This is a genomic window from Mariniblastus fucicola (genome assembly GCF_008087665.1).
Lineage (GTDB): Bacteria > Planctomycetota > Planctomycetia > Pirellulales > Pirellulaceae > Mariniblastus > Mariniblastus fucicola.
Genome location: NZ_CP042912.1, coordinates 646366 through 669907 on the forward strand (window position 1 = coordinate 646366; position 23542 = coordinate 669907).

General features: G+C 54.1%; 16 protein-coding genes. 10 read left to right on the forward strand and 6 right to left on the reverse strand.

The genetic code is table 11. The features are described 5' to 3' along the window. Positions 1 to 5: 5 nt before the first annotated feature. Both MFFC18_RS02390 and MFFC18_RS02395 read right to left on the reverse strand, forming a co-directional pair. Positions 6 to 695: a DUF4956 domain-containing protein gene (locus MFFC18_RS02390; RefSeq protein WP_157665156.1), complete on the reverse strand. Its 690-nt coding sequence runs from the start codon at positions 693 to 695 to the stop codon at positions 6 to 8. 141 nt (positions 696 to 836) lie between these two features. After that, positions 837 to 2717, reverse strand: a complete 1881-nt coding sequence (locus MFFC18_RS02395) for a CotH kinase family protein (RefSeq protein ID WP_202907543.1) — start codon at positions 2715 to 2717, stop codon at positions 837 to 839. A 394-nt stretch (positions 2718 to 3111) separates the two neighbouring features. On the opposite strand from MFFC18_RS02395, the gene ggt reads away from it, so the two are divergent. The 4 genes from ggt to MFFC18_RS02415 all read left to right on the forward strand — a co-directional run bounded on the left by ggt (position 3112) and on the right by MFFC18_RS02415 (position 9977). Further along, on the forward strand, positions 3112 to 4794 hold the full coding sequence (gene ggt, locus MFFC18_RS02400) for a gamma-glutamyltransferase (protein WP_075084741.1): 1683 nt from the start codon (positions 3112 to 3114) through the stop codon (positions 4792 to 4794). A gap of 233 nt (positions 4795 to 5027) precedes the next feature. Continuing rightward, positions 5028 to 8348, forward strand: a complete 3321-nt coding sequence (locus MFFC18_RS02405) for a helix-hairpin-helix domain-containing protein (protein WP_075084740.1) — start codon at positions 5028 to 5030, stop codon at positions 8346 to 8348. 9 nt (positions 8349 to 8357) lie between these two features. Continuing rightward, positions 8358 to 8840 carry a hypothetical protein gene (locus tag MFFC18_RS02410; protein ID WP_075084739.1) on the forward strand — a complete coding sequence of 161 codons (483 nt, stop codon included), beginning with the start codon at positions 8358 to 8360 and terminating at the stop codon, positions 8838 to 8840. 3 nt (positions 8841 to 8843) lie between these two features. Then, positions 8844 to 9977 (forward strand): lactonase family protein, encoded by a 1134-nt coding sequence (locus MFFC18_RS02415; RefSeq protein ID WP_075084738.1) that lies wholly within the window; start codon positions 8844 to 8846, stop codon positions 9975 to 9977. Positions 9978 to 10034: 57 nt separating this feature from the next. On the opposite strand, the gene MFFC18_RS02420 is transcribed toward MFFC18_RS02415, so the two are convergent. Continuing rightward, positions 10035 to 10559: a CinA family protein gene (locus MFFC18_RS02420; protein ID WP_084417149.1), complete on the reverse strand. Its 525-nt coding sequence runs from the start codon at positions 10557 to 10559 to the stop codon at positions 10035 to 10037. 9 nt (positions 10560 to 10568) lie between these two features. Next, positions 10569 to 11225: a hypothetical protein gene (locus tag MFFC18_RS02425; protein ID WP_075084737.1), complete on the reverse strand. Its 657-nt coding sequence runs from the start codon at positions 11223 to 11225 to the stop codon at positions 10569 to 10571. 288 nt (positions 11226 to 11513) lie between these two features. On the opposite strand from MFFC18_RS02425, the gene MFFC18_RS02430 reads away from it, so the two are divergent. The 6 genes from MFFC18_RS02430 to MFFC18_RS02455 are packed head-to-tail and all read left to right on the forward strand — an operon-like array spanning position 11514 to position 19971. Next, positions 11514 to 11876: a response regulator gene (locus tag MFFC18_RS02430; RefSeq protein WP_084417148.1), complete on the forward strand. Its 363-nt coding sequence runs from the start codon at positions 11514 to 11516 to the stop codon at positions 11874 to 11876. Positions 11877 to 11905: 29 nt separating this feature from the next. Beyond that, a complete protein-coding gene (locus tag MFFC18_RS02435) occupies positions 11906 to 12415 on the forward strand; it encodes a chemotaxis protein CheW (protein ID WP_075084734.1) in 510 nt (169 codons plus the stop codon). A 5-nt stretch (positions 12416 to 12420) separates the two neighbouring features. Beyond that, positions 12421 to 13794, forward strand: coding sequence for a methyl-accepting chemotaxis protein (locus MFFC18_RS02440; protein ID WP_075084733.1), 1374 nt, complete (start codon positions 12421 to 12423; stop codon positions 13792 to 13794). A gap of 11 nt (positions 13795 to 13805) precedes the next feature. Next, positions 13806 to 16670: a hybrid sensor histidine kinase/response regulator gene (locus tag MFFC18_RS02445; protein ID WP_162273958.1), complete on the forward strand. Its 2865-nt coding sequence runs from the start codon at positions 13806 to 13808 to the stop codon at positions 16668 to 16670. A 2-nt stretch (positions 16671 to 16672) separates the two neighbouring features. Further along, on the forward strand, positions 16673 to 18178 hold the full coding sequence (locus MFFC18_RS02450; RefSeq protein ID WP_075084731.1) for a response regulator: 1506 nt from the start codon (positions 16673 to 16675) through the stop codon (positions 18176 to 18178). A gap of 2 nt (positions 18179 to 18180) precedes the next feature. After that, a complete protein-coding gene (locus tag MFFC18_RS02455) occupies positions 18181 to 19971 on the forward strand; it encodes an FHA domain-containing protein (RefSeq protein WP_084417147.1) in 1791 nt (596 codons plus the stop codon). A 29-nt stretch (positions 19972 to 20000) separates the two neighbouring features. Here MFFC18_RS02455 and MFFC18_RS02460 read toward each other — a convergent pair whose 3' ends face one another. Together MFFC18_RS02460 and MFFC18_RS02465 are read right to left on the reverse strand one after the other, a co-directional pair. Further along, positions 20001 to 21233, reverse strand: coding sequence for an agmatine deiminase family protein (locus MFFC18_RS02460; RefSeq protein ID WP_075084729.1), 1233 nt, complete (start codon positions 21231 to 21233; stop codon positions 20001 to 20003). A gap of 197 nt (positions 21234 to 21430) precedes the next feature. After that, entirely contained in the window at positions 21431 to 23356 is a 1926-nt protein-coding gene (locus MFFC18_RS02465) for a M61 family metallopeptidase (protein ID WP_075084728.1), read from the reverse strand. Positions 23357 to 23542 lie beyond the last annotated feature (186 nt).

The window sequence follows — 23542 nt, forward strand, 5'->3', positions numbered from 1 at the left end:
GTTGCCTATTCGCTTGCCACGGCAACATCGACGGGTTTGTCGCCGACAGAGGTGCCGTCTTCCGCCGTTTTCGAATTGGGAGCTTCGATGCGGATTTGTCCATGATGGTAAATCACCAGCTGGGCGCAGCCCTTTTGCAAATCCATTTTCGAAACTTTCACCTGTTCGGGCACCAGTCCCGTTCGGTTTTGCAAATCTTCAAACAGCTCTTTTCGGAACGTCGGTCCCAACAGCGGCAAGTTGTCGTACACGACCTGCTGCTTCGACAGCGGACGTTTTGAAAACATGGCTTGTTCCAAAAAGTACACGACCGCAACGATAACGAAATTCGTAAACGCGAGTTCCACGTAGCTGGTTTTCCGATTGGACAACGCGTTGATCACAGCGACGCCCACCAGAATAAACAGGTAGGTCATTTCCTTGACACGTATCGTATCGGTTCGATAACGCATGATGCCAAAAATTGCGAAGAGTCCCAGGGCCATTCCCAGCCCAATGTCCAGCTTCTTCAACACGAAGCACAGGAAGAAGACCATCAGATTGATCAGCAGAAAGCTGAACACATAGACATCGCCCTTTTGATGCCGTCGGTAACAGAACGCCACGATCGCGACCGAGACAAGGCAATTGATGATCAAGCGCGTAATCAGCTTGAAAAAGTCATCGTCAAAAATTGGGACTTCAAGAAATTCCATAGGATTCAAAATCGTCAGAGGTACTCTGGTGGACCGATCAAAATTTGCAGCTTGTTTGTTGGAGCAAGCGGCAGCAAGTCGAAGCACTTCCGGCGGAGTCGTTCCCCCGCGGAAGTTTATCGTCAACATGAGAATCGATGCCTACTTCAACACTGCCTGGATATCCTCTCGACCGAGCAGGTAAGCAGACCGTTTTTCGCAGAACGTTCGCAAAGTTCCTTTTTCAGGATCCGTCGCTTCGAGGAACTGTTCGTAAGTCATCAGCTTGCGAGTGTCCTTCTTCACCTGATCCTGAATCAGTTTGCGAGCCGCAGAAACCGTTGGCTCCATGTTTTCCCATTTCAGGTCTTTGGCAATCATTCCGATGTACTTCAGGTACTTCTGACGCAACTCCTCGTTGGCCAGCAGTTTGCTGCGAAGCGGCATGCGATCGTTTTCGAGTCCAACCAGTGGATCCAGCTCAACACCTCCGTGTCCGCCGCCTCCGCCACCCGGTCCGCGTTGTTGGCCGCCCTCACCACGTCCACGATCTTGCGGGCCTTCGCCTCGGCCACGACCACCACGCTCACGTTGTCGCGGATCGTCGCCTCTGCCGCGCTCGTCACGTCGCCCGCGATCTGCCTGGTTTTCACCAGTGCCAGGCTGTCCGAATCCAAATCCGAATCCGCCTCGTCCACCTCGCGCTCCGCCTGGACCACCGTGGCCTTCGCGGAACGCTTCGTTCATGTCGTGGGGTAAAATGTGGAACTTGCCTTCCTTGTTCTGGTAGATGCTGTAGTCGCTGGCTCGCGTCCAATAGCCATCGCTGTTAACCACAGCCACATCGACAGCCAGGAACCAGAGCACTCCGTCGATATCAAGGATCGGATCGAGCTTCTCAACCAGTTGTTCCGCTGGAGTCTCGTTCAGGATCTTGCATAGTTCGATCAGGTCTTTCCACGAGCTGTCTTTGTCTTTCGACTTGATCTCAAAACGCTCACGATAGGGCTCAATGTCTTCGCCCAGATAGCGTAGCCCGCCGTCGCCGCGAGGAGACCCGCTGACTTTCCAGCGAGCACCTTTTTTCGAGCCATAGTTTTCCTCTAGCAGATCCTTGTTGAACTGCTGGGCGTTGGCGTAAATTCCCCAGTCGCGCCCGTTGATGACGACTCGGACAAAGTTCACTTTCGGTGCTGCGATCTGTTTTCTTGCAAACTTCGAATACAGCAGAGAGCTCATCATCGTCGGATCGCCGTTGCAATTGAGCAGATTGAGTGTGCGATAGCCGTAGAGTCGCTGGTCCTCATCCACCAGGTCGACCGAAAGGTTGAGCGAGCGTTTGTTGCCCGCCGGGATTGAAAAATACGACGACGCGCCGCGGAAGCGAACGCCAACTTGTGGATACTCTTTCCCGTCAACGGTTAGCAAGGCGGGAACTTCAACATCGGTCCGTTTGAAAGCGGCAAGTTCTTCTTCCCAATCTGAGTTTTCGAACTTGAGAAAAAGCGTCCGCAGCACACTCGGGTCATACAGTTCCGCATCTGGATAGTTCTCTACTTTTCTTGCCAGCACACGCTCGCCTTGAGTCCCCTTCGGGGTCGACATGCCGCCGGGTCCACCGCCTGGAGGTCCGCCTCGTCCGCCGCCTGGAGGTCCAAATCCGGGAGGGCCGCCGAACGGTGGAAAGCCACCACCGGGAGGTCCGCCTCCGGGAGGGCCATCAAATCCTGGGCCGCCTGGTTGGCCTTGTCCTTCACCCGGTGGTCCGCGTCGTCCACCGCGCTGGCCACGATTTCCCGCCGCAGGCTCATTTGACTTCAGAAACTTTCGCGCTTTCGCACGTTCCCGTTTGTCCAGCACACCGTTTTCGTCGGCGTCGAACTGATCCATCAGCTCAACTTTCTCTTCGTTCGGTCCGCCCGGAGGCCCACCGCCCGGCGGTCCCTGAGCAGCGACTGGAGTCGTTACGACTGCCAGCCAGGAAAATGCGACCAGCAGGAACAAAGCATTTGGGATCGTCTGTTTTGCAAGATTAAAATTCATTCGAGGTGCCAAGGCGTTGCCATGCATCCATGGGGTTTTGTTTGATGAAACGACTCACGATTGCCATCCTGTATTTTCTGCGGGGCTGTTTGACTAACACTCGTTTCCCCGAAACGTTCTGAAGCGGTTAAGGACTAATTGAATTTCGGGCTTGCCCGTCCACTAGAAAATTGGAGATTGCCCGGAATAGGCGAATTTCGGGACACTGCGATCGGTGGAGGAAATGTTCGAAACCCGAATGGCCAGAGCACCCGACTTGCCGATCGCGATCTGGCATTTGCTCGACTCGACGCTCGACAAAGCGACAGGTCTTCCCGTTACAATGTGTTCACCGCGACCAGATGGCTGTTGACGTTCACAGCCGCAGGTTTTCGTCCGGGTACAGGAGCACTCCATGCGTTTTATTGTGATACTGCTGATCGGTTTTCTTGCATCGCCGCTTGTTGCGCAGGACCGTATTACGGGCCAGCCATTTGCGACGCGCAGCGAAGTCATCGCACGCACTGGAATGGCGGCGACCAGTCAGCCGTTGGCCACGCAAGTCGCGCTCGACATCCTGAAGTCCGGTGGCAACGCAATTGATGCCGCGATCGCTGCCAACGCCACGCTGGGCTTGATGGAGCCGACGGGCAACGGGATGGGCGGCGACCTGTTCGCGATCGTGTGGATCGAGGAAGACCAAAAGCTCTACGGGCTCAACGCCAGCGGACGATCGCCGAAAAGTTTGACCCTGGAAAAGCTGCGGGAAGAGATTGGTGATCGCGACTCGATTCCGGCGCTAGGTCCGCTTCCTGTTTCCGTTCCCGGTTGCGTCGACGGATGGTTTGAGTTGCACAAAAAGTTCGGCCAGCTTCCGATGGCAGACAATCTCGCGCCGGCGATTCGCTACGCCAAAGAAGGCTTTCCCGTTTCGGAGTTGATCGCCTATTACTGGGGACGAAGTGCGTTCCTGAAACGATACCCGGGTTTCGAGGCCACTTTTTTGCGGGACGGAAAGGCGCCGGCCAAAGGCGAGATCTTTCGCAATCCGATGCTGGCCTCGACTCTGGAGAAACTTGCAGAGAAAGGCCGTGACGAATTCTATCAGGGCTCAATCGCCAAAACGATTGATGCTTTTATGAAACAGCATGGCGGATATTTGTCCTACGAAGATTTGGCGGCACATAAAAGCGAATGGGTTGAGCCTGTTGCGACGAACTACCGTGGCTACGACGTCTGGGAATTGCCTCCCAACGGTCAGGGGATCGCGGCATTGCAAATGTTGAACATTCTCGAAGCGTTTGACTTTTCGGAAATCGGATATGGCAGCACCGAGCACGTGCACAACTTTGTTGAAGCCAAGAAGCTTGCGTTTGAAGATCGCGCTCGACTGTATGCCGACATGGATTTTTACTCCACGCCGGTGGAACGTCTGATTTCGAAAGATTACGCCGCCGAGCGTCGCAAACTGATCAGGAAATCAGCAGCATCACGCTACGACGTCGGCATCACTCAGGGAGACACAATCTATTTAACGGTCGCTGACAAGGATCGAAACATGGTCTCTCTGATTCAAAGCAACTATCGCGGAATGGGTTCGGGGATGTGCCCCGACGGGTTGGGTTTTTGCTTGCAGGATCGTGGCGAGCTATTCGATCTGACGCCTGGCCGACCGAATTCCTATGCTCCGGGTAAACGACCTTTCCACACCATCATCCCGGCCTTCGTCACCAAAGACGGAAAACCGTTTCTGAGTTTCGGCGTCATGGGCGGCGCAACGCAGCCTCAGGGGCACGTTCAAATTGTGATGAACATGGTCGACTTTGGGATGAACGTTCAGGAAGCCGGGGACGCGCCGCGGATCCTGCACACTGGCTCCTCGCAGCCGACAGGTGAGAAAATGAGAGACGGAGGAACGGTCTCGCTCGAGTCTGGATTTGAACGCAGTGTCCGCCGTGAGTTGGTCAAGCGAAGGCATCGGTTGACGCAGAATGTCGGCTCTTTTGGCGGCTATCAGGGAATTCAGTACGACGCGGAGAACGACGTTTTTCTTGGTGCGTCGGAATCTCGCAAGGACGGACAGGCCGCGGGATACTGATTCGTGATCGATGTGCCCGAATGCGAGTTGGTGTTATAGATAAGTCAAAATCCACTACTGTGAATTGACGAACACCAGTGATGAGTCGGCTTTTGCTTGCAGAATGTAGTTGCGATGCATAAAGGCTGTGTGAAGTTCGGCGATTGGTGCTAAAATCGTCACCCCTTCCATGCGGTTCAGGTCCCTCCACTGAATACCGGGCCCCAGGATCATCCCCAAATGGGTTTTCCCAGATGATTGATATTTCAATAATTGCGCGCGACCAAAATTTACCTCCAGAGAAAGTTCAGCGGACGATCGAACTGCTGGACGATGGAAACACAATCCCGTTTATCACCCGTTTTCGCAAAGACGAAACGGGCGGGTTGAACGAGGAGCAGATTCTGTCGATCAAGCAGCAGACGACGTCGCTCCGCGCCCTCGCGGAACGCAAAGCTTTCGTGCTCAAGTCGATTGAGTCCCAGGGTAAGCTGACGGACAAGCTGAAAATCGCGATCGACAAAGCCAGCACCAGCCGCGCGTTGGAAGATGCCTACCTGCCGTTCAAGCCGCGAAAGAAGTCGCGTGCGCAGGAAGCGCGCCAGCAAGGACTCGGTCCACTGGCCGAAGACATTTTTAACGGGACGGCTCCCGAAGTTGATCTGGCGACCAAGGCGACGGAATACGTTCGCGTCGACAAAGGGCTGACTTCGGTCGACGATGTGATTCGCGGAGTTAGCGATCTGTTGGCGGAGCGTTTTGCGGACGACATCGAGTTGCGTCAGGAACTGCGGAAGGTGGTCAACGAGACCGGGAAGCTGACGGCTCTTTCGACGGCGCGGGACGAGCCGGAAGCTGGCAAGCAGAAGTCTGGCAACGAAGAAAAAGTTGAGACCAAGAGTGTCGCGATGCCTTCGTCTGAACAGGCTGGGCAGGCAGCGACGAAGACAGAAGAGACTGCGTCGGAGCCTGTGTCAGCTTCTGAACCGGTGGCGTCTGAAGAAACCGTTAAGTCGCTTCAGCCTGCGGATTCTTCTTCAACTGAGGCCGATGGGGACAAAACAGAATCGGATGCGACGATCGCGGCAGTCGCTGAATCGAAGCCCGACGTCGAACCGGCATCGGATGCAAAAGCTGGTACAGAATCCGAGGCCAAGCCCGAGGCCGAAGTTAAACCTGAGACTGAAGTTGTGGCCGATGCCAAGGCGAAAACGCCGGTTGCGGCTGCTCCTGCGAAATCAAAGACCAAAAAGAAAAAGAAGAAAAAACGGCCGGTTGATGATCCGTACAAGGACTATCACAACTTCAAGCAGCCACTGAAAAAGTTTCCGCATCACCGGGTGTTGTCGATCAATCGCGGCGAGCGTGCGAAAAAGCTGAAAGTCAAAATCGAATGTGATGAGAATCGCGTCTTCGAACTTGCGACCAAAAAACTGGTCCCCGAAGATCATCCGTTCGCTGATCATATGAAGACTTGCGTCAAAGACGCTTTGACTCGACTGGTGCTGCCGTCTCTGGAACGCGAAATTCGCCGACAGATGACCGAGTCCGCAGAGAAACATGCGGTCGAAGTCTTCGCCAACAACTTGCGCAATCTGTTGCTGCAGCCACCGATTCGGAATCGCCGTGTGTTGGCGATCGATCCTGGCTACAAACGAGGTTGTTCAATTGCGATTCTGGAAAAGAATGGCGACGTGCTGCATTCGGATCATGTTTTCGTTGTCGGAAATCAGGCTCGGCGAGACGAAAGTCGCAAGCGAGTCGCCGAACTCGTTTCGCAATATTCGGTTGACTTGATCGCAATTGGAAACGGTGCCGCGTGTCGCGAAGCCGAGCAGATGATTTCGGATTGCATTGAGACTCATCTGACAGACAACCAGTCGATTCGCTATGTGATGGTCAACGAAGCCGGCGCCAGCATTTACTCGACCAGTGAAGTCGGACGTGAAGAGCTTCCTGATTTTACGCCAGCCATTCGCAGTGCCGTTTCGATTGGCCGTCGATTGCAGGATCCGATGTCGGAGTTGGTCAAAATCAGTCCGGCAAACATTGGTGTCGGGATGTATCAACACGACGTCAGAGCGAAGCATCTGAGCGCGTCGTTGGATGACGTTGTCCAGTTTTGTGTCAATCGCGTTGGTGTCGACGCGAACACGGCCAGCCCTTCGTTGCTGTCGTACGTAAGCGGGCTCAATGCATTGACTGCCCGGCGGCTTGTCGAACACCGAAAAGAACAGGGCGGTTTCAAGAACCGGAGTCAGCTCAAGGAAGTCAGCGGCGTCGGTGATGCGACCTTCGTTCAGGTGGCTGGATTCCTTCGCATTTCTGGAGGCGATTGTCCGCTCGATTCGACTTCGATTCACCCCGAAAGCTATCCGATCGCGGAAGAGATTATCAAGCGAGTTGATGCAACTGCGGAACAGCTGTTTCCGCAAGAAGCACGATTTGAGGTGGCGTCCGCTACACCAGCGGCCAAAGATAAAGCTGCTGATGGCGGATTGGCAGCTCAGGCCGGCGAAGTGTCAGCAACGCCAGAAGTTGCGAAAGCTGATTTGCCAGCGGCGGATTCGACTGAACCAGCGAGTACTGAACCAGCGAGTAGTGGACCAGCGAGTACTGAACCTGCAAAGGCCGAGCCAACGGCTACTGATTCGACCGATGTCGATGTCGCCGCAGCTGAACCCGTAACTCCAGTGGCAGCGGAAACGTCATCAACCGAGGAAGCTGCTCCAGCGACAACGACAGCCGATTTGCCAACTGGTGCGGCTGCTGAAACAGCGGCTACTGAAACCACGGCTGCTGAAACCACGACTGTTTCGGATGCTGAATCAAAACCCGTTTCGCCTCCTTCGCGGCCCAAGCCTTCCCCGGAGTTGGTGGCTGCACGCAAGAAGCGACGTGAAATTGTGGAGCGAATTTCGAAGCTTGAGCTCGACAACCTGTCGACGGAAATTCCCGCTGGGAAACTCTTGCTGGCCGATATCGTACGCACAATGAAGCGTCCCGATTGGGACCCTCGCGAGAAGACTCGCAAACCAGTCTTTCGTCGCGGAATGCTCAAGACGGATGAGCTACAGCAAGGGATGGAGCTGGAAGCTCAGGTCGTCAACGTCGTCGATTTCGGCGTCTTCGTTGACATCGGGCTGGGCGAAAGCTGCCTTGTGCACGTCAGCCAGCTTTCGAATCGATTCATTCGGGACCCTCAAGTCGTGTTTGCGGTCGGCGATGTGATTCGCACATGGGTGACCGAAATCGATGTCAAGAAACGTCGCGTTAAATTGACTGCGATTCGACCGGGGACTGAAAAAGGAAAGGGCCAGCGCGGTAGACGTCCGGCAAGAGGCGGTTCTGGCAACGAACGTGGCGCGGCCCGCGGTGGCGGTCGCAAACCAAATCGTGGTCGCGACAATAAAAAACGATCTGACTTCAAAAAATCATGGAAGCCAAAACCAAAGGCGCCGAAGCCGGTGACGCCAATTACCGATGACATGCTCAAGGGCGATGCTCCGATGACGTCGTTTTCAGATTTGATGCAGTTTGTTAAAAAGAAGCCGGACAACTCGGACGAGCAGTAAACGACTCATATGAATTTCGACGACCAGCTGGAAAAAGCGATCGAGCGCGGCCAGCAGCGCATTACAAAACGAGAGCAGGATCGCAAAGAGAAAACGCTTAGCGCGGACGAAATCAAACGTCGGCACAATGATTTCCGTTTGCACCTTTCGGAGCATATCGAGAAATCGCTGAAGCGGCTTGCGGATCGTTTTCCCGGTTTTGAATACGACATTATCTACGGCACCAAGGGCTGGGGCGGTGCGATTCATCGCCAGGATCTGACGCGTGGACCGGATGGTCGCGCGGGTTCGTTCTTCTCGCGTCTGGAGCTTTCTGTTCGTCCCTTCAATGACTACAACGTCGTGAATATCGCTGGCAAAGGAACGATCGCGGACAAGGAGTTGTTCAGCTGGAATCACTTCGAGGACATCGACGAAGCGACCTTTGAGGGCTTCGAACAAAAGCTCAACAACTGGATGATTCAATTCGCCGAACAATTCGCAGCAAGGTAATTCATGAAAGTTTTCTCGATCGCGATTCTGTTGCTTATCTCTTTCAGCGCAGCATCGATCGCAGAGGAGCTTGATGTCTGGTTTGGCACCGGTGGGAACAACGCCGGGCAACCGGCAGGAATCTGGCATGCGTCGTTCAACACGCAGTCCGGCGATCTTTCAGAATCGCGTCTCGCACTTGAACTCGTCGGAACGGGCTGGATCGCCTGGCATCCGAAACTGCCGATTATCTACTCGACCGCCAATGTGAACGGCAAGCCATCGGTGTGTTCGATCAAGGTCGCCGATGACAACACACTGTCGATTCTTCAGACGGTTCAGATTAGCAACGGCTCCTGTTTTCTGACGACCGACCAAACCGGTTCCGTTTTGATTAGCGCCCAGTACGGTGGCGGAACCGTGATCAGCATTCCAATCGATGACGACGGTTTGCTGGAAGATTCAGTTCAGGAAATCAGGCACACGGGGGGTTCCAACGTCGTGCCTCGCCGCCAGAAAAGCCCGCATCCACACTACGCCGAAGTTAGCCCCGACAATCAGTTTGTCTTTGTGCCGGACCTCGGGCTGGATCAGTTAGTTGTCTATAAGCTGGACCTTGAAAACCAAAAACTGGTTGCGACAGAGCAACCTGTGGCGTGCGTCAAAGGTGGTGGCCCGCGGCACATGAAGATTCTCAATGCAACCAAACCTGACGGCCCGAACTTTGCGTTTGTGCTCAACGAACTGGCGATGTCGATGAGCTGCTTTGAGCTGCAAGACGGCGGGGCGATGAAGCTGGTTGAAACGGTACCGACGTTGTCCGAAGACCAGCGTAGCGGTGAAATCTTCAACAGTGCGTCCGAAGTCAGAATTCATCCCGGCGGAAAGTTCATCTATAGCGCCAATCGCGGCCACGACTCGATCTCGGTGTTCCGGTTTGAAGCCGAAAGTTTGGAGCTTGGGCGAGTACAGACAGCTTCCATTCACGGAGCCTGGCCTCGCAATTTCAATCTGACGCCTGATGGGAAATGGCTTCTCGCGGCAGGAGCTCACACGAACTCAGTGACAGTTTTTTCGATCGATGCCGAAACTGGAAAGCTGACCTATCAGAAGAAGTCAGCTTTTGTTCCGGGCGCGATTTGCGTTTCGATCAGATGATCACATTCGCAATGCCCGCGTCGCCGTCGCAGTGGATCGGCCTTGTTCGCTGCGGTTTCAATTCTGTACTGTCGCGATCGCATCCATGAAATGTTGCAGCGCAAAGCAAGCGGCCTCCGTTTGTCGCTGTTTTCTGTCACCGCCGCCAAGCCGAAATTCAGCGGCGTTGAAAACGAATGAACCATCGGCGCGTTTCGACAATACGACGAAGATTCGTCCATCGATCGCCGCCTCGACTCCCGGGCCAAGGTGCCCTGTGATGGCAACGGAGAAATCTGCTTCCGGCGTTTTCTCGAGTACGCTTTGAGCCATCTTTCTGGTTGTGAATTCCGATTCAGCAGTGTGTTCCGCCAAATCAGATTCGGCAACTGAAAGCCACTCTGTCTTTGTGGCTTCGCGATAGGTTACAGCTGACCCGCAAAAGCTTGCAGAAATCCCCGGCACAGTCGTCATCGCCGCAGCCATTTTGCCACCCGTGCAACTTTCGGCAAACACGATCTTCTGCCCGCGTTCTTTCAGCACGGTCGCAACGCGGACGGCAAGTTCCTCAAGTCGTGAATTCAAATCCTGGCCGTCGAGCATGACCGATTCCTATTTGGCAACGTTAAAGAATTGGGCATGAGCTGACAGAAATGTCTCGATCAGGTCAGCAGGAGAAATCTCGCCGCTGGAACTGACACGAATTCGCTCTGCGTCGACGTAAATCGCTTCTTTGCGGCCGCGAAACTCGATCCGGCACCACGACGCGTCTTTCTCGTAGTCCACTTTGACATCCGGATCATCACAATCTTCAACTTCATCGATGACGTCTTCAACATCGATTGGTTTTTCAAGCACCAGTTCAAGGATGTTGAACTGTTTGCCAAACGTTTTTTCAAACTCGGGACAGGTCACCACGTCGGCATCCGCGATTCGGGAGATCGCACGACGCCAGAGAACATTCGCAGGTTCGTCTTCGATCGTCGAAACGGAAACTTCGTAAGTAAATCCTGGCGTCGCGACTTCGCCAAAATTGCCGATCGGTTCCGTCGCAGTAAGCTGCTTTCGTTTGAAACCGAAGCCTGACCGGAGGCTCGAGAACATGTTGTCGAGGTCTTCATTGAGATCCGCTTCCGCCAGATCGGCAAGGAACTTTTCCGAAACGGTGTCGCCCTTGGCGGGCACGCGGAAATGTTTGCGGTAGCCGCTGAGTGTTTTCAGGCTGATCTTGCGCTCGCTCAGCAGTCTGATTTCTGACTCGTTGATCATGATTTATTTATCGAGGGGGTTCGTTGCGGGGTATCCATTATGCGGAATCGTAACGCGACGCACAGTGGCGTGAGACCTTTCGGGATCCGCTAGGTTGCGAATGGCGGTCTGGCAAATCGAATTTTGAAAAAAGTGTTCAAAATGAATCTGATGCTCGACGGTTGCGACGGTGCCTGACCGCTGTTTTTTTCGGCAGCGGTGAGAAATGAGCGGCAAACTACAGGTGCCGACTTATCCTTTTTCGAGCTTTGTAGATTCCGCAGGGCGAGTTTCAAAAGGATACCCTCCATGACAATGTCCACCATTTTGGTCGTAGATGACTGTCAGACAATCCGTCTGGCCGTCAAGCGAATACTTACCGAGGCCGGTTATTCCGTGATCGTCGCGCGTGACGGAGAAGAAGCGCTGACGAAGTTGGCGGAAAACCCTGCTTTGATTGTATTGGACGTCAACATGCCAGGCCTGGACGGCTACGGATTCTGTGAGCGAATGTCGCGGGAAGATCCAGTCTACCAGGACATACCGATTGTGTTTCTCACAACTGAAAACTCAAGAGCACTCGAGATGCTGGGGCGTGAAATGGGTGCCTATCTTCAAAAGCCAGTCAATGACAACGACCTGTTGAGCGTCGTTGAAACCCAGTTGTCCTAGACTCTCGGACAATACCAGGCGGTACCACCATGAACAATTCAATCCTCGACGACAAAGGACGCTGCTGTGTTTTTCGCAGCGGTGAAAACTGGTTCGGCATCAACGCGCTGGCCGTGCGAAGCATCGTGCCACGACCGGACATCGCGACTCTTCCGCACGCGGACGCGAGTTTGAAAGGCGTTTGCCACCTGCAGAACGAATTCCTGCCCGTCGTCAGCCTACGAGCGCTTTCGAGCATCCAGTACGACACCTCCGCCGATGCCGAACAGCAACTTGCGATTTTGCTCAGCCCACAAGGCCCTTGGGGTTTGCTGATTGACGAAGCCGCGACCCTTGCCGAGCTGGAGATTTCGATCTCCACGTATTCCGATCAGAGTGATCCGTGGTCGAGAGTCATCCATGGATCAGCATCGTGGAACAATCGCGTTTTACAAATCCTCGATCCGGTCGCGACTCAACAGTATGCGTCGCGACTGCTGGAAATGTACTGGCAATCAAGCGACCAAAACCAGCCGCAACTTACCTGTAACTGGATGTAGCAGACATGCGTTTAACTGTCATACAAATTGTTAACACGATCGTTTCCGTCATCGCGGGAGTGCTTCTTGCGTCCGCGTTCAGTCAAACCTCGCTGGTCATGACCGCGGTTTTTGCAGCCAGCGGAGTGTTGGTGTTCTTTGGCTCGTCAGTCTTTTCGTGGATGACGGTCCAGACCAGCTTTGACTCGGTCGTCAGGCAGGCCAGAGATCCGCAGCGGGATCATTTTGAAAAAACGATGATCCATGAGTTCAACGCGCTGGGCAGAAAGATGGGCGACTTGCGTCGTGAGAACGCGACGCGTGAACGTCAGCATGAAATTGAGATCGCAGAAGCCGTTTCTGTTGCTCGCGCTGAAATTCGCAAGGAATACGAAGCCGCACCTTCGATCGAAGCACAATTCAGAGCCATCCAAGGGTTTCTGGCCGGCATGGACGGGCACTCGTCGGTTGGTCCCGACGGCCAGCCGCTAACCTGCCTGCAACAGCTCAAACGCGTTTTCCGCCGATTTCAGTCTGACGTTGGTTCGGAGCTTGGCGTGATTCTGGGCTGTGGGCTCGAGATCTCTCGCACGACGGAGGAACTGGTTACCGGTTCTGAATCGCAGTCCGAAGCATTTGAGAAAACGAACACGCTTGCCGAGCAACTTGCCGATCGCGTTGGATCGATTTGTGGCCATGCGATTCGCACGCAAGAGGCTTGCAAGGCTACCCGGACGGCCGCCGAAATGGGGCTGAGTCAGGTCGCCACGCTGGCGGACGAAGTTCAGGAAGTCAAAAAACAATCTTCGCTTCGTGAACGGAAACTACAGGCTCTGGGCCAGCATGCCCGTGAGGTCGAGTCCATCTTGCAGACGATTGGAAACCTGTCATCGCGAACTGACTTGTTGGCGTTGAACGCTTCGATCGAGTCCGTCAGAGCGGGAGAACATGGCCGCGGTTTTGCATTGGTCGCGGAGGAAGTTCGTGCCCTCTCGGAACAGTCGGCTCAGGCTGTCTCCGATATTACGGCTCGGCTGGAACTGATTCAACTGGAAACTGCTCAGTCGTTGACGATGACCACCGGAGAGCAAACTCAGCTTGGCCAGGTCTTCGACCGCGTGACTCGATCCCTTGAGGTGTTGGAAAACATCTGCAAGGCATCAACCGCATCGAACAGCGGACTCAATGAGATCACGTTGAACTCCGATGAGCAAATGAAGCTGACTCAGGATATTGTCGAAACGTTGCAGCGAACTGCTGAAACGGCACGCATCAATCGCAGTCGGGCTCAGGGAGCGAATTGGAAAGCGAAATCGTTCGGAGATCTTAGCGCGAAAATTGAATCGACGTTTACTCGCTTTGGTGGCGAACCAGTATCCAACGCTCACAGTGTGCAGTAAGGATGAAATCGATGAACAACGTCGCTGAACAACTTGAAAACGCCTGGGCGCCGATCCGGGAATCGATGACGACTGCAATCGTTCGCGATGAAAATGCGCTGGAAAAACTTGCGTTGGAACTGACGGAATTTGCCCACGTCAGCAGGACTGTCGGCAAAGAAGAACTGTCGAGAGGTGCGGATCAACTGGCACGTCTGGCAGACGTTTCCGCGGTGTGGCTGAACCGCTATCCGGACGACACTGAAATCGTTGACGAGATGATGGACTTTGTCGAAAGTCATCTTGGCGAACTTGAAAATGGCATCGCAACTCAGGAAACAAACCCAAAAATTGATCATATGATCGAGCTTGCGAACGAAGCCTGGTCAGACTACTTCATCATGACCGAAGGTTCTTGGGGCACAGGTTTGTCGCTGGAAAGTGAGCCTGCTCCAACGTTTTCCGTCGAATCGCCTTACGAAACTGAACTGCCATCGGCACTGACTGCGGATGAAGGCGACGAAATTCAAACTTCGGCTCTGTTGGAAAATGAGATCGGGATGCTGTTGGGCGCCATGACGGGTGCTTCAAAACAGCCAGTCAGTCCGGAACCAAATCCAAACCCGATTGTGGAAACAGTTTCCGAGTCCGAACCAACAGCTGTGGAAAACGAGCCGGTTGCACCTGTCGAATCAGATTCTGAACCGGCACAAGAGACAGATGTCGACGAAGCAGCAAGAGAAGAGCTTCGCGCCGACCGTGAGATGCTTGACGCCTATCTGGATGACTCGCTTCGATGCGTCGCCGCGATGGAAGCTGCCGCGCTGAGCCTGGATGCGTCGCCGAGCGACAAGGAATCGATTCGCGCTTTCTGCCGCGAACTTCATACGCTCAAAGGAGCGTCCGCGACGGTTGGACTGGCGGGACTTGCGTCTCATCTACACAACCTCGAGAACTCACTCGAAGAGATTTTCTCCGGAAACGCCCACGTGAACCCGGAAACTCTGTTCGAAGCGATCGACTTTGTCCGCAAAGAAATGGACTTGCTAAACCCGGAGTCCGAGCCTGTTTCCGCGAAGCTTGCCGCGACCCAGCAGCAAACTCAAATCCATCGAACACCTGACCCACAGCCTGCTCAGTTCGCTACCGTACCCAACGCAAGTATGGTCTCGCCGGTATCCGCGTCGAATTCCGAAACGCCTTCGCCAACCAGCTTTGCTTCCAACGACAACTCGTCGATTCGCATTCGCGCCGCGCAGTTGGATCGACTGATGGACATGCTCGCCGAGTTGGTTGTCCTCCGCAATCGACGTGAAAACAACGCTTCGGAATTCGACCTTTTGTACAGCGAATTGTCACGTTGTTCGACACGTTTAAGCATTGTCGAAGAACAGGCTGAGCACCACTCGAACAATTCGGTCGTGGGCGAGGTTTCCAAAGACATCGAAGCCGTTGGCCGCGGATTTCGAGCCCTGCAAAAACCTGTTGCCAATGACAACGCAGCCATCACGCGTTTCATTCGTGACTTCCGCCAGGAACTGATGCACCTCAGACGCGTCCCGGTTTCGGGGCTGTTCGGTCGTTTGCAACGAGCTGCTCGCGATGCCGCGAAAAAGGAAAAAAAGCAGGTCCGCGTGAAAGTTGCTGGAGAGAACACGGGGCTGGAGCAGGAAGTCCAGGAACGGCTTTACGAATCCTTGTTGCACGTCGTACGTAACAGCGTTTCACATGGAATTCAGTCGCCTTACGATCGTGCTGCTGCCGGAAAAGACGAAGCCGGAACGATTACGTTGGAAGCTTCCGCAAGCGCCCAACTGCTGGTAATCGAAGTTCGCGACGATGGAAACGGCGTCAACTACGAAGCCATTCGCCAACGCGGAATCGAGAAAGGGCTGATCGCTGCCAATCATCAGACAACCAACGCTGAGCTTGCCAATTTGATCTTTCATCCCGGATTTTCAACGAAGCAAACCGCCAGTGAAATTTCTGGTCGCGGCGTCGGTATGGATGTTGTCGCGACGACCCTTGAACAGATGCGAGGTCGAATCGAAGTCGAATCTGTGACAGGAAAAGGCACCACGATTCGGTTGCTGATTCCGCGCCGAACCGGAATTGAGCATGTGATGGTGTTCCGCTCTCACGAACAGCTCTACGCATTGCCGATGCAGTCTGTCGTTGCGGCGAAAAAGTCCCGCGACGGATTTGATTCGCTTGCCAAACTGGCATTTTCAAACAAGCGTGACCGGCAATCCAACAACGTGTTGGTCGTCAAGTGCTCCGGTTTGTCGGGAGACTCCAAGGAATCACGAATCGCGATCTCAGTCGACGAATTGCTGGGTCCGGAAGAAGTCGTCGTTCGCGGACTGCCGCCGATGCTTCGCAATCACCCACTTTTTTGCGGCATCACGCTGTCCGGTTCTGGCGAGAAAGTCCTGTTGCTCGAAACTGAAAGCGTGGCGGACTATTGCATCGCCGAGTCCGACGTCGATGCACGCACTGACGCCACCGATGACAGCCGGCTCAAAGCACTGGTGGTCGACGATTCGATCACGGCACGAAAACACATTTCAAAACTTCTCAAGTCCAACGGTTTCGCTGTAGTCGAAGCCGGCGATGGGCTGGACGCAATCGAAACACTTCACCGTTCCAATTTCGAACTTGTGGTGACCGACCTCGACATGCCGCGACTGGGCGGACTGGAGTTGTTGGCCGACATTCGAAACGGCAGCTACTGCAGTGCTCCTGTCATCGTGGTTAGCAGCCGCGACGACGCTGGCTTTCGTCAGCAGGCACTGGAGTACGGAGCTCGTGGATTTATCAACAAGCCTGTTTCGAAACAGCAGTTTCAACAACAGCTTGAAAAACTTGGACTCACTTTGGCAACTTGTCAGGAATAGATATGTCAGAAAAAACAGTACTGGTTATCGACGACAGCACGACCATCCGTCGGCTGTGCGACAAAGAACTCAGCGCGCACGGCTATCGCGTGCTGGTCGCACCGACCGCTGAAGAAGGCGTCGAAACGGCAATCTTGGATCGTCCTGATCTGATTATTCTCGATCACCAATTGCCTGGGAAGACCGGCTACGAAGTCGCTTGCGAGCTTCTCTCGAATCCGGAAACCGCAACGATTCCCGTCGTCGCGAGTTCGACGCTGAGAAAGAAAGCCTATGTCGAGTACGTCGATTGCGACAACGTTGTCGACATGCTTCCCAAACCGTACACGCCCGAAGCACTGATCGCGACGATCGAAAACGCCATCGATACCGGCGTCATGGTGGTGCAGTCGCAGTCCGACGGCAGTTCCGTTCCGGAAGTCATCGATGAGCTGGGTGAAAGCGATTTGACGGGCACGTTTGGCTGTTTCGGGTTGCGTGAAATCATTGACTTGCTCAACAACGGCAGCAAGTGCGGAATGCTGACAGTTGAAAACGAAAGTTGCCGCGTATGCGTCTACGTCGACCGCGGCCGAATCCAGGCGGTTACCGCGTCAGGGCTCGATCCCGATTTTGTGTCCAGCAAAATGCCAGAGTCGCTTGCCGAATTGGCTCCTGTTATCAAGTTCACGATTGCCGGAAGGCGCGGAAGTGAGATCGACGGACTGCTCGGATTACTGGACAGCAAAGTACTGGATCCGAGACTGCTGAAAAAACTGCTGCGACTTCAAGCCGCGATTCTGCTGCGAATTTGCTTTACCACGCAAGTCAACCAGTTTCGGTTTGACCGCGAAGTGAGTCCACCACATCTGTTCAAGAAACTGCCGCTCGACTCAAGTTTGCTTTCGCTGCTGGTTGAGAGTGCACTGATTTGTGAATCTGGCCAGTTGCCAGAATGTGCGGCTAGCGAGGGCTATGCTCGAAAAGCAATTCGCGGCCAGAACCTTGATCGTGCCGGCCTTTCGGGTCGCCACATGAAGCTGATGAATCTGGTTTCTGAACCAGTCAGCGTTGCTCAAATCGCGAAAGGGCTTGGGTGGTCCGAAGAAGAAGCGATACGCGTTGCTCATGGGTTCGAAATGGCAGAGCTGATAGAGAAAGTCTCGCTGGATGTGAAAACCAAAGTCTTTGGCGTGATTGCCGATGGAGAGCAGGCGTTAAAAGTGCGTTCTTTCTATCAACAGTCGCCTGAACATGTGGCCGGAAAGCTGGTCCGTGATTCGGCCGGTTTGAAGTTGTTGCTTCGCCGAACGCGGCCCGATGTTTTGCTTGTTGAAGTCGGTGACGAGTCGCAAGCTTTACTCGAAGAATTTGCAGAACTATTGAGTCAGGTCCGCGTTGTCGGGATTCACACGGGTGAAGGCGATGCGACCCACGAAAAAATTGCTTCGATGCTGAGCGGTGACTGCACCGTTGAAAGCATCCGCGAAGCTGTCCTTGAAGGATCCACATCGACGGTGGAGGTCTAATCATGAATCAACAGGGTAACACACCACCCCCATTTCCCTATTTGTCAGTCAAGTCGCGTGGCGAAACGATTTGGTTCAGCCTGGATTCAAGCTCCAATGCTTTGATCGGTTCTGGCGGCCATTGCAAAGTTCAATTGGACGGCGAGGGCGTTCGGTCACTGCACTGTATTCTTGAGATCAAGGATGACGGTCGGCTGGAAGTTCGCGATTGGAACACTGGTTGTACGTTTGTGAACGGTCAAGCGATCAACGAGCCGACGGAGTTGCGGGAACGCGATCTGATGAAAATCGGCCAGCATGAGATTACTGCCGTGCTTTCACAAGAAGGCGCGCAAGCTGCTCTCGCGCCGGAACCGGAGGCCGAAGTCGAAGTCAAAACGGAACCAGTTGCCGAGCCGCAAATTGTCGCCCAATCTGAGCCACAAGGTCAGCCCGAGGTGTTCGAGCCTCCGCAGGCTGAGTTACCGACGGAGACATCGGAGGCGGTGGAACCTGCTGATCCAGTTTCGTTCGAACCTCCCGTGGCAAACGGCGCTGAGCCAGAGCTTTCCGGCGAACCTTTGCTGACCGAAGAAGAAGCACAAGCTCCAAGCGAAAACGCGATCGGTCCAGTGCCTGTCGAATGGGTTGACGCCAACGCAACGCCAACGGTTCCCACGGTTTCGGTTGAGCCAGAAGTTCCCGCCGAACCTGTCTTCGATGAACCTGCACCCGTCGAGCCGGTCGCAGAGGTTCCCTCCGAACCTGCATCAGCAATAACGGAAGACAACCTGACTCCTCCCGTTGAGGCCAGCGAGGAATCGTCACCAGTTGCAGCTTCTGAAACGGATGTCGCAGCTCCCGAGAATACTTCAATCGACTTCGTCTACGATATTGACGCCGACTTTGAAGACGAAACTGGGGATGTTCCGTATGGTTTCGCAGCACCAGAGTTTAACGACGAATTCGTCTCTGCGGATGAAGTTCGTGCGCTGCGAATGGAGAACGAACAGCTTCGATTCGAGCTGGCCAAGCGAAGCACCAGTCCGTCATCGCAAGACGCCGAAGTACTAAGTCGTGAGCAGACCGTGAAGCTGGTTTCGAGACTCGAGGAACTGCTGCAGGAACTGAAGCGATCTGACGTTCGAGCTCGGGACATGGAAGAGTTGCTTCGCAGTGCCGACCAGGCAACGCAGGACGAGCAGGAGGAGCGAAAGCAAATCGAAAAATGGGTCTCGGAACTCGAAAGCCGCGTCACGCAGCGTGAATCGGAAACAGAAGCCGAAGTTCAACAGCTGAGGAAACTGCTGGACGAAGCCCGTGCCTCACAGCAAGAATCCAACGCCGCTCTTCAGCGAGTGATCGATGCGAAAACCAGCGAAGGCGAAACGGTTCCTGTCGCGGTCGTCGAAGATTTACGCAACCAAATTGGGTCTCTGCAAACTCAACTCAATTCGGCTCAGGCGGACGCTGCGTCGCTACGTGAGCAGCAAAACCGACCGTCCGCGGGTTCACTAACCGAAGCGGAACAGCAGCAGTCCGAACGGAAGCTTGCTGAAATGCAGCTGGAGACTTCGCGCGAACGGGCTGAGATATCACGTCAACGAGTGGAACTTAAACGTCTCAAAGCGGACCTCGAAGAGCGACTTGGAGAACCGCGAGAAGCCAACGTGGCTGACACGCGAATCCGTGCCATGCGTGAACACCTCAAGGAGCTGCACGACAAAGAGGAGCAGGAAAAAGCCAACCGACGGGAAAGCGGCGGACTGGCGAATCGAATCGCAAGTCTGCTCCACCGAGTCACCGGCGAGTAAGAGGGGATGGTCAGCCGACATGCGGCTGACTACTTTTTTGCTTCCTGTTTCTTTGCCCAATCGACGGCCCGCTGATAGGAGACCAGTTTGTCATCCGGCAGCGGAACGTACGAGGGCACATGGATCGACATGCAGTGCAACGCGCCCTGCAATTTGGCCATCGTCGTGATGTCCACTGTCGCAATGCGGTGGTTCGGAAACGTGTTCCGATAGACTTCAATGGCGTCACGCATCGTGGCTCGATCATCAGTTTGCATCACCGGCATCATGATCAACCTGTTGGCGACGATCACGTTGGTATAGGGGCTCCATGACGTCCCGCGACGAACGGGAATTGGAATTCGATGCACGGTCAAAGGCTTGCCGTCGATTTGAATCCGTTGAAGCTTCTTCGCGTTGTAGTCCAGAATTCGAGCGTTGACCGGATCGAGTCGCGGGTCGACCTTGGCAACTAGCACTTCTTTGCTGTTGACGAAAGTCGCGAACATGTCGACGTGTTTTGTTTTCTCGTTCTGCAGCGGAAGCAGCACCTCGATATGTTTCAAGTTGGTGTACTGTTTGAATTCGTTGAGTACGAATTTCTGCTGTTCCTGCTCGATGTTTACGCCCGGACGACGTTTGAAAATGACTTTGTTGTCGTCAAAGATTCTCGTCGTGGTGAGTGCCAGGCCGATGCCGTTGCACAGCAAGTTGCCGCCCTGAATGGTCCAGGGAACCGAGTTGTGTTCTGCCGCAGTCAGTTTCGCCCAATCGCGAGGAAAATGGTCATCGGTGGGTCGCTGGCCGTTGTAGAAAAAGTCGATCGACATCACGCCGTTTTCTTTTTCAGCCAACACCGGTCCGAAATCACGCAGCCAAACAGTATCAAGCTTGAAGTGCAGAAAGCTGATATGTGAAAGGCTCTGCTTCGAGTCTCTCAATACCTTGACCGCCTCCAGCACCTGTTTCGAATCGTTGAACAGAATTACGAGAGGCACATGATTCTCGGTCAGCTCTGCGATTCGTTTTAGCACACCGCCGTGCTGCGGCAGAAGTTCGCTCACGCTGATCAGAATCGCGTTCTGCTCTTCAAACTCACCTGCAATTCTGGGCCACTTACTTTTGGGATCGAACTTCGGCGGCGGGTTTGTCTTTGGGCGATTGTAAAGCCGCTGGGCTTCCTCAGGCGTAACAGCTTCCTTCGATGCAGCGTCGTCGTTAGCGAGCTTGGCTGGCTTCGGTGGATAGCTTTGCCCCGAACTGATGTAAAGTTGGCCGAACACCGTGCAGGAAAGGCTTAACGCTAAAACCAACGCACCAGTGAAGCGTGCAAGGCAACAAACAGGGCTCCCGGTTTTCACCCGTATTGAATTGTTCGTAGCCATATTCATGGCGCAACATCTTCCAGGAAAGTAGTTAGAAGAGAGATGACCGTCCGACGCGAAATTGTGATTTCACATCCGAAAAATGGTAGTGGGCATCAGGACTTGTTAGGCTTTTTGCGGCGGCGCTTCTTTTTCTTTTTCGCAGCGTCGTCGGACGTTTGGCCCACAGACTCTTCGTCGCTTTTGGCCTCTTTTTCTTTATCGGATTCTGGTGGCTCGATCTCCAACCATGAATCGATTCGTTGCTTTTGTTCATCTGAAGGGCTCGAAACCCAACCAATCGACCAGCTTTTTCTAACCCGTCGTTCCAAAGTGACCGTTTCGGAAAACAGTCGCTCGTCACGTGAAATCAACAGCTCGATACGGTCTCCGATTTCATATTGTCGAAGCCGTTCTGTGAAAGAACCCGCGAGGCGGAAGCCATTGATTGCCAGCACTTCATCGCCGGAAGCCAGACCCAATTGCCAGGCTTGAGAATCCGGATCGACGCGCGAAATCTGGTTGCCAGAGAACGATGCTCCGATCGTCGGCGTCCCGCCGCTTGACGGATTGGGCTGGGGTTTTTCGTCCGATTCGATCGCTGATTCCGGGATCTTGATGCCCATGAAAGTCAGGCTGGAGTCATATTCCAACTCGTTCGTCGAATCGATCGCGTTGGCGAACCAGTCGTCAAGTTTTTCGCCGGCGACCTGGCTGGCAACACTGCGAAAGTTTTTCGCCGTGAAGCCTTTCTTCGAGTAGCGTCGATACATCTTTCGCATCACATCATCGAGGCTTTTCTTGTTCTCGGTCAGCGAACGAATTTTCATGTCCAGCAAAAACGCAACCACAGCGCCCTTCGCGTAATAGCTGATCCGCGTATTGCGAGAATTCTCATCCGGTCGGTAAAACTTGATCCACGTATCGAACGAACTGTCTCGCAGCGACTGAAACTTGCGGCCGTCGGTTCGCTGCACCGATTCGATCTCGCTGCTGAGCCCGGACATGAACTTGCTCTTTGAAATGATGCCGGCGCGAACCAGTGCCAGGTCCTGGTAGTAGCTGGTGATTCCTTCAGCAATCCACAAACCATCGGTGTAAACTTCATTCTCGTAGTCGTACTTCATCAACGGTTTGGGACGCAGGCGACGAACGTTCCAGGTGTGAAAGAACTCATGGCTGCAAAGGCTCAGCCAACTCTTGTAGCGGCTCGTTTCGCGGTACGACCAACGACTGGAGATCACCAGAGTGCTGTTGTTGTGCTCCAAGCCTCCTCCGCCACCGCTTAGTACGTTCAGGAAAAGGTATCGATCGTATGGCACGGTTCCCCACATCTTCTGATGAGCCTCAACGACCTTTGTCAGATCAGAAGCCGCTGTCGCTCCGTCCCACATTCCCTGTTCGCCAATGTTGACCAACTGATGTTGGATACCGCCGACTTCGAAGGGATAAACCTGGATGTTTCCAGCCACGATGGGACTGTCGACCAACTCGTCGAAATTTTCCGCGACGTAGACATGCGGAGATTCTCCACGAGTCAAACTTGTGGCCGAACGTTTCCAGTCAGAGGCCAGTTTGAGCGAAACGATATGCTCCTGATCGAGTCGATCCGGAAGCGTAATAAACGTCGGAGCACCATTGAGCACCGCGTAGTCATGATTGACGAAGTTCGTCCGGACGGACTCCTCGTTGCAGTACAGCCGATAGCTGACTTTGACGCTGCCACCGCCTTCTGTTTCAACCATCCAGCGATTCTTTCGCGTCTTCCGAAACGGCAACGGCTGATCGTCCTGGTCGGTTACGGTCATGCTGTCGATATGACGAGCATACTCGCGGACCAGGTACGAGCCGGGCGTCCAGACGGCCATCATCAATTCCGTCTGGTCGTCTTCGGCTTCGAATTCCAAAGTGACGTGAATGTATCGATGAGCGGTTTCGTCCAGATTGACCTTGTAGTTCAATTGGGCGACGGCTTCGTGTTCGTAGGCTGAGTTGAAAGCGAACAGGGCGATTGCGATTGCAAATGTGAGGAAACGTTTCATGAAATCCTGTGTGTTGGCGTCAGTCGATGTCCGGACAACGGTGGTATTCCAATTTTAACTTGAAAAATCAATGCTGCGCGGTCTTGCCCTGGGAATTGCGATGAATCAAAATCGAAGCTCGTTTGCCGTGTTGGTTATACCGATTTGGCATCGACCACCCCCTTCCGCCAGCCTGCCATGCCCCAG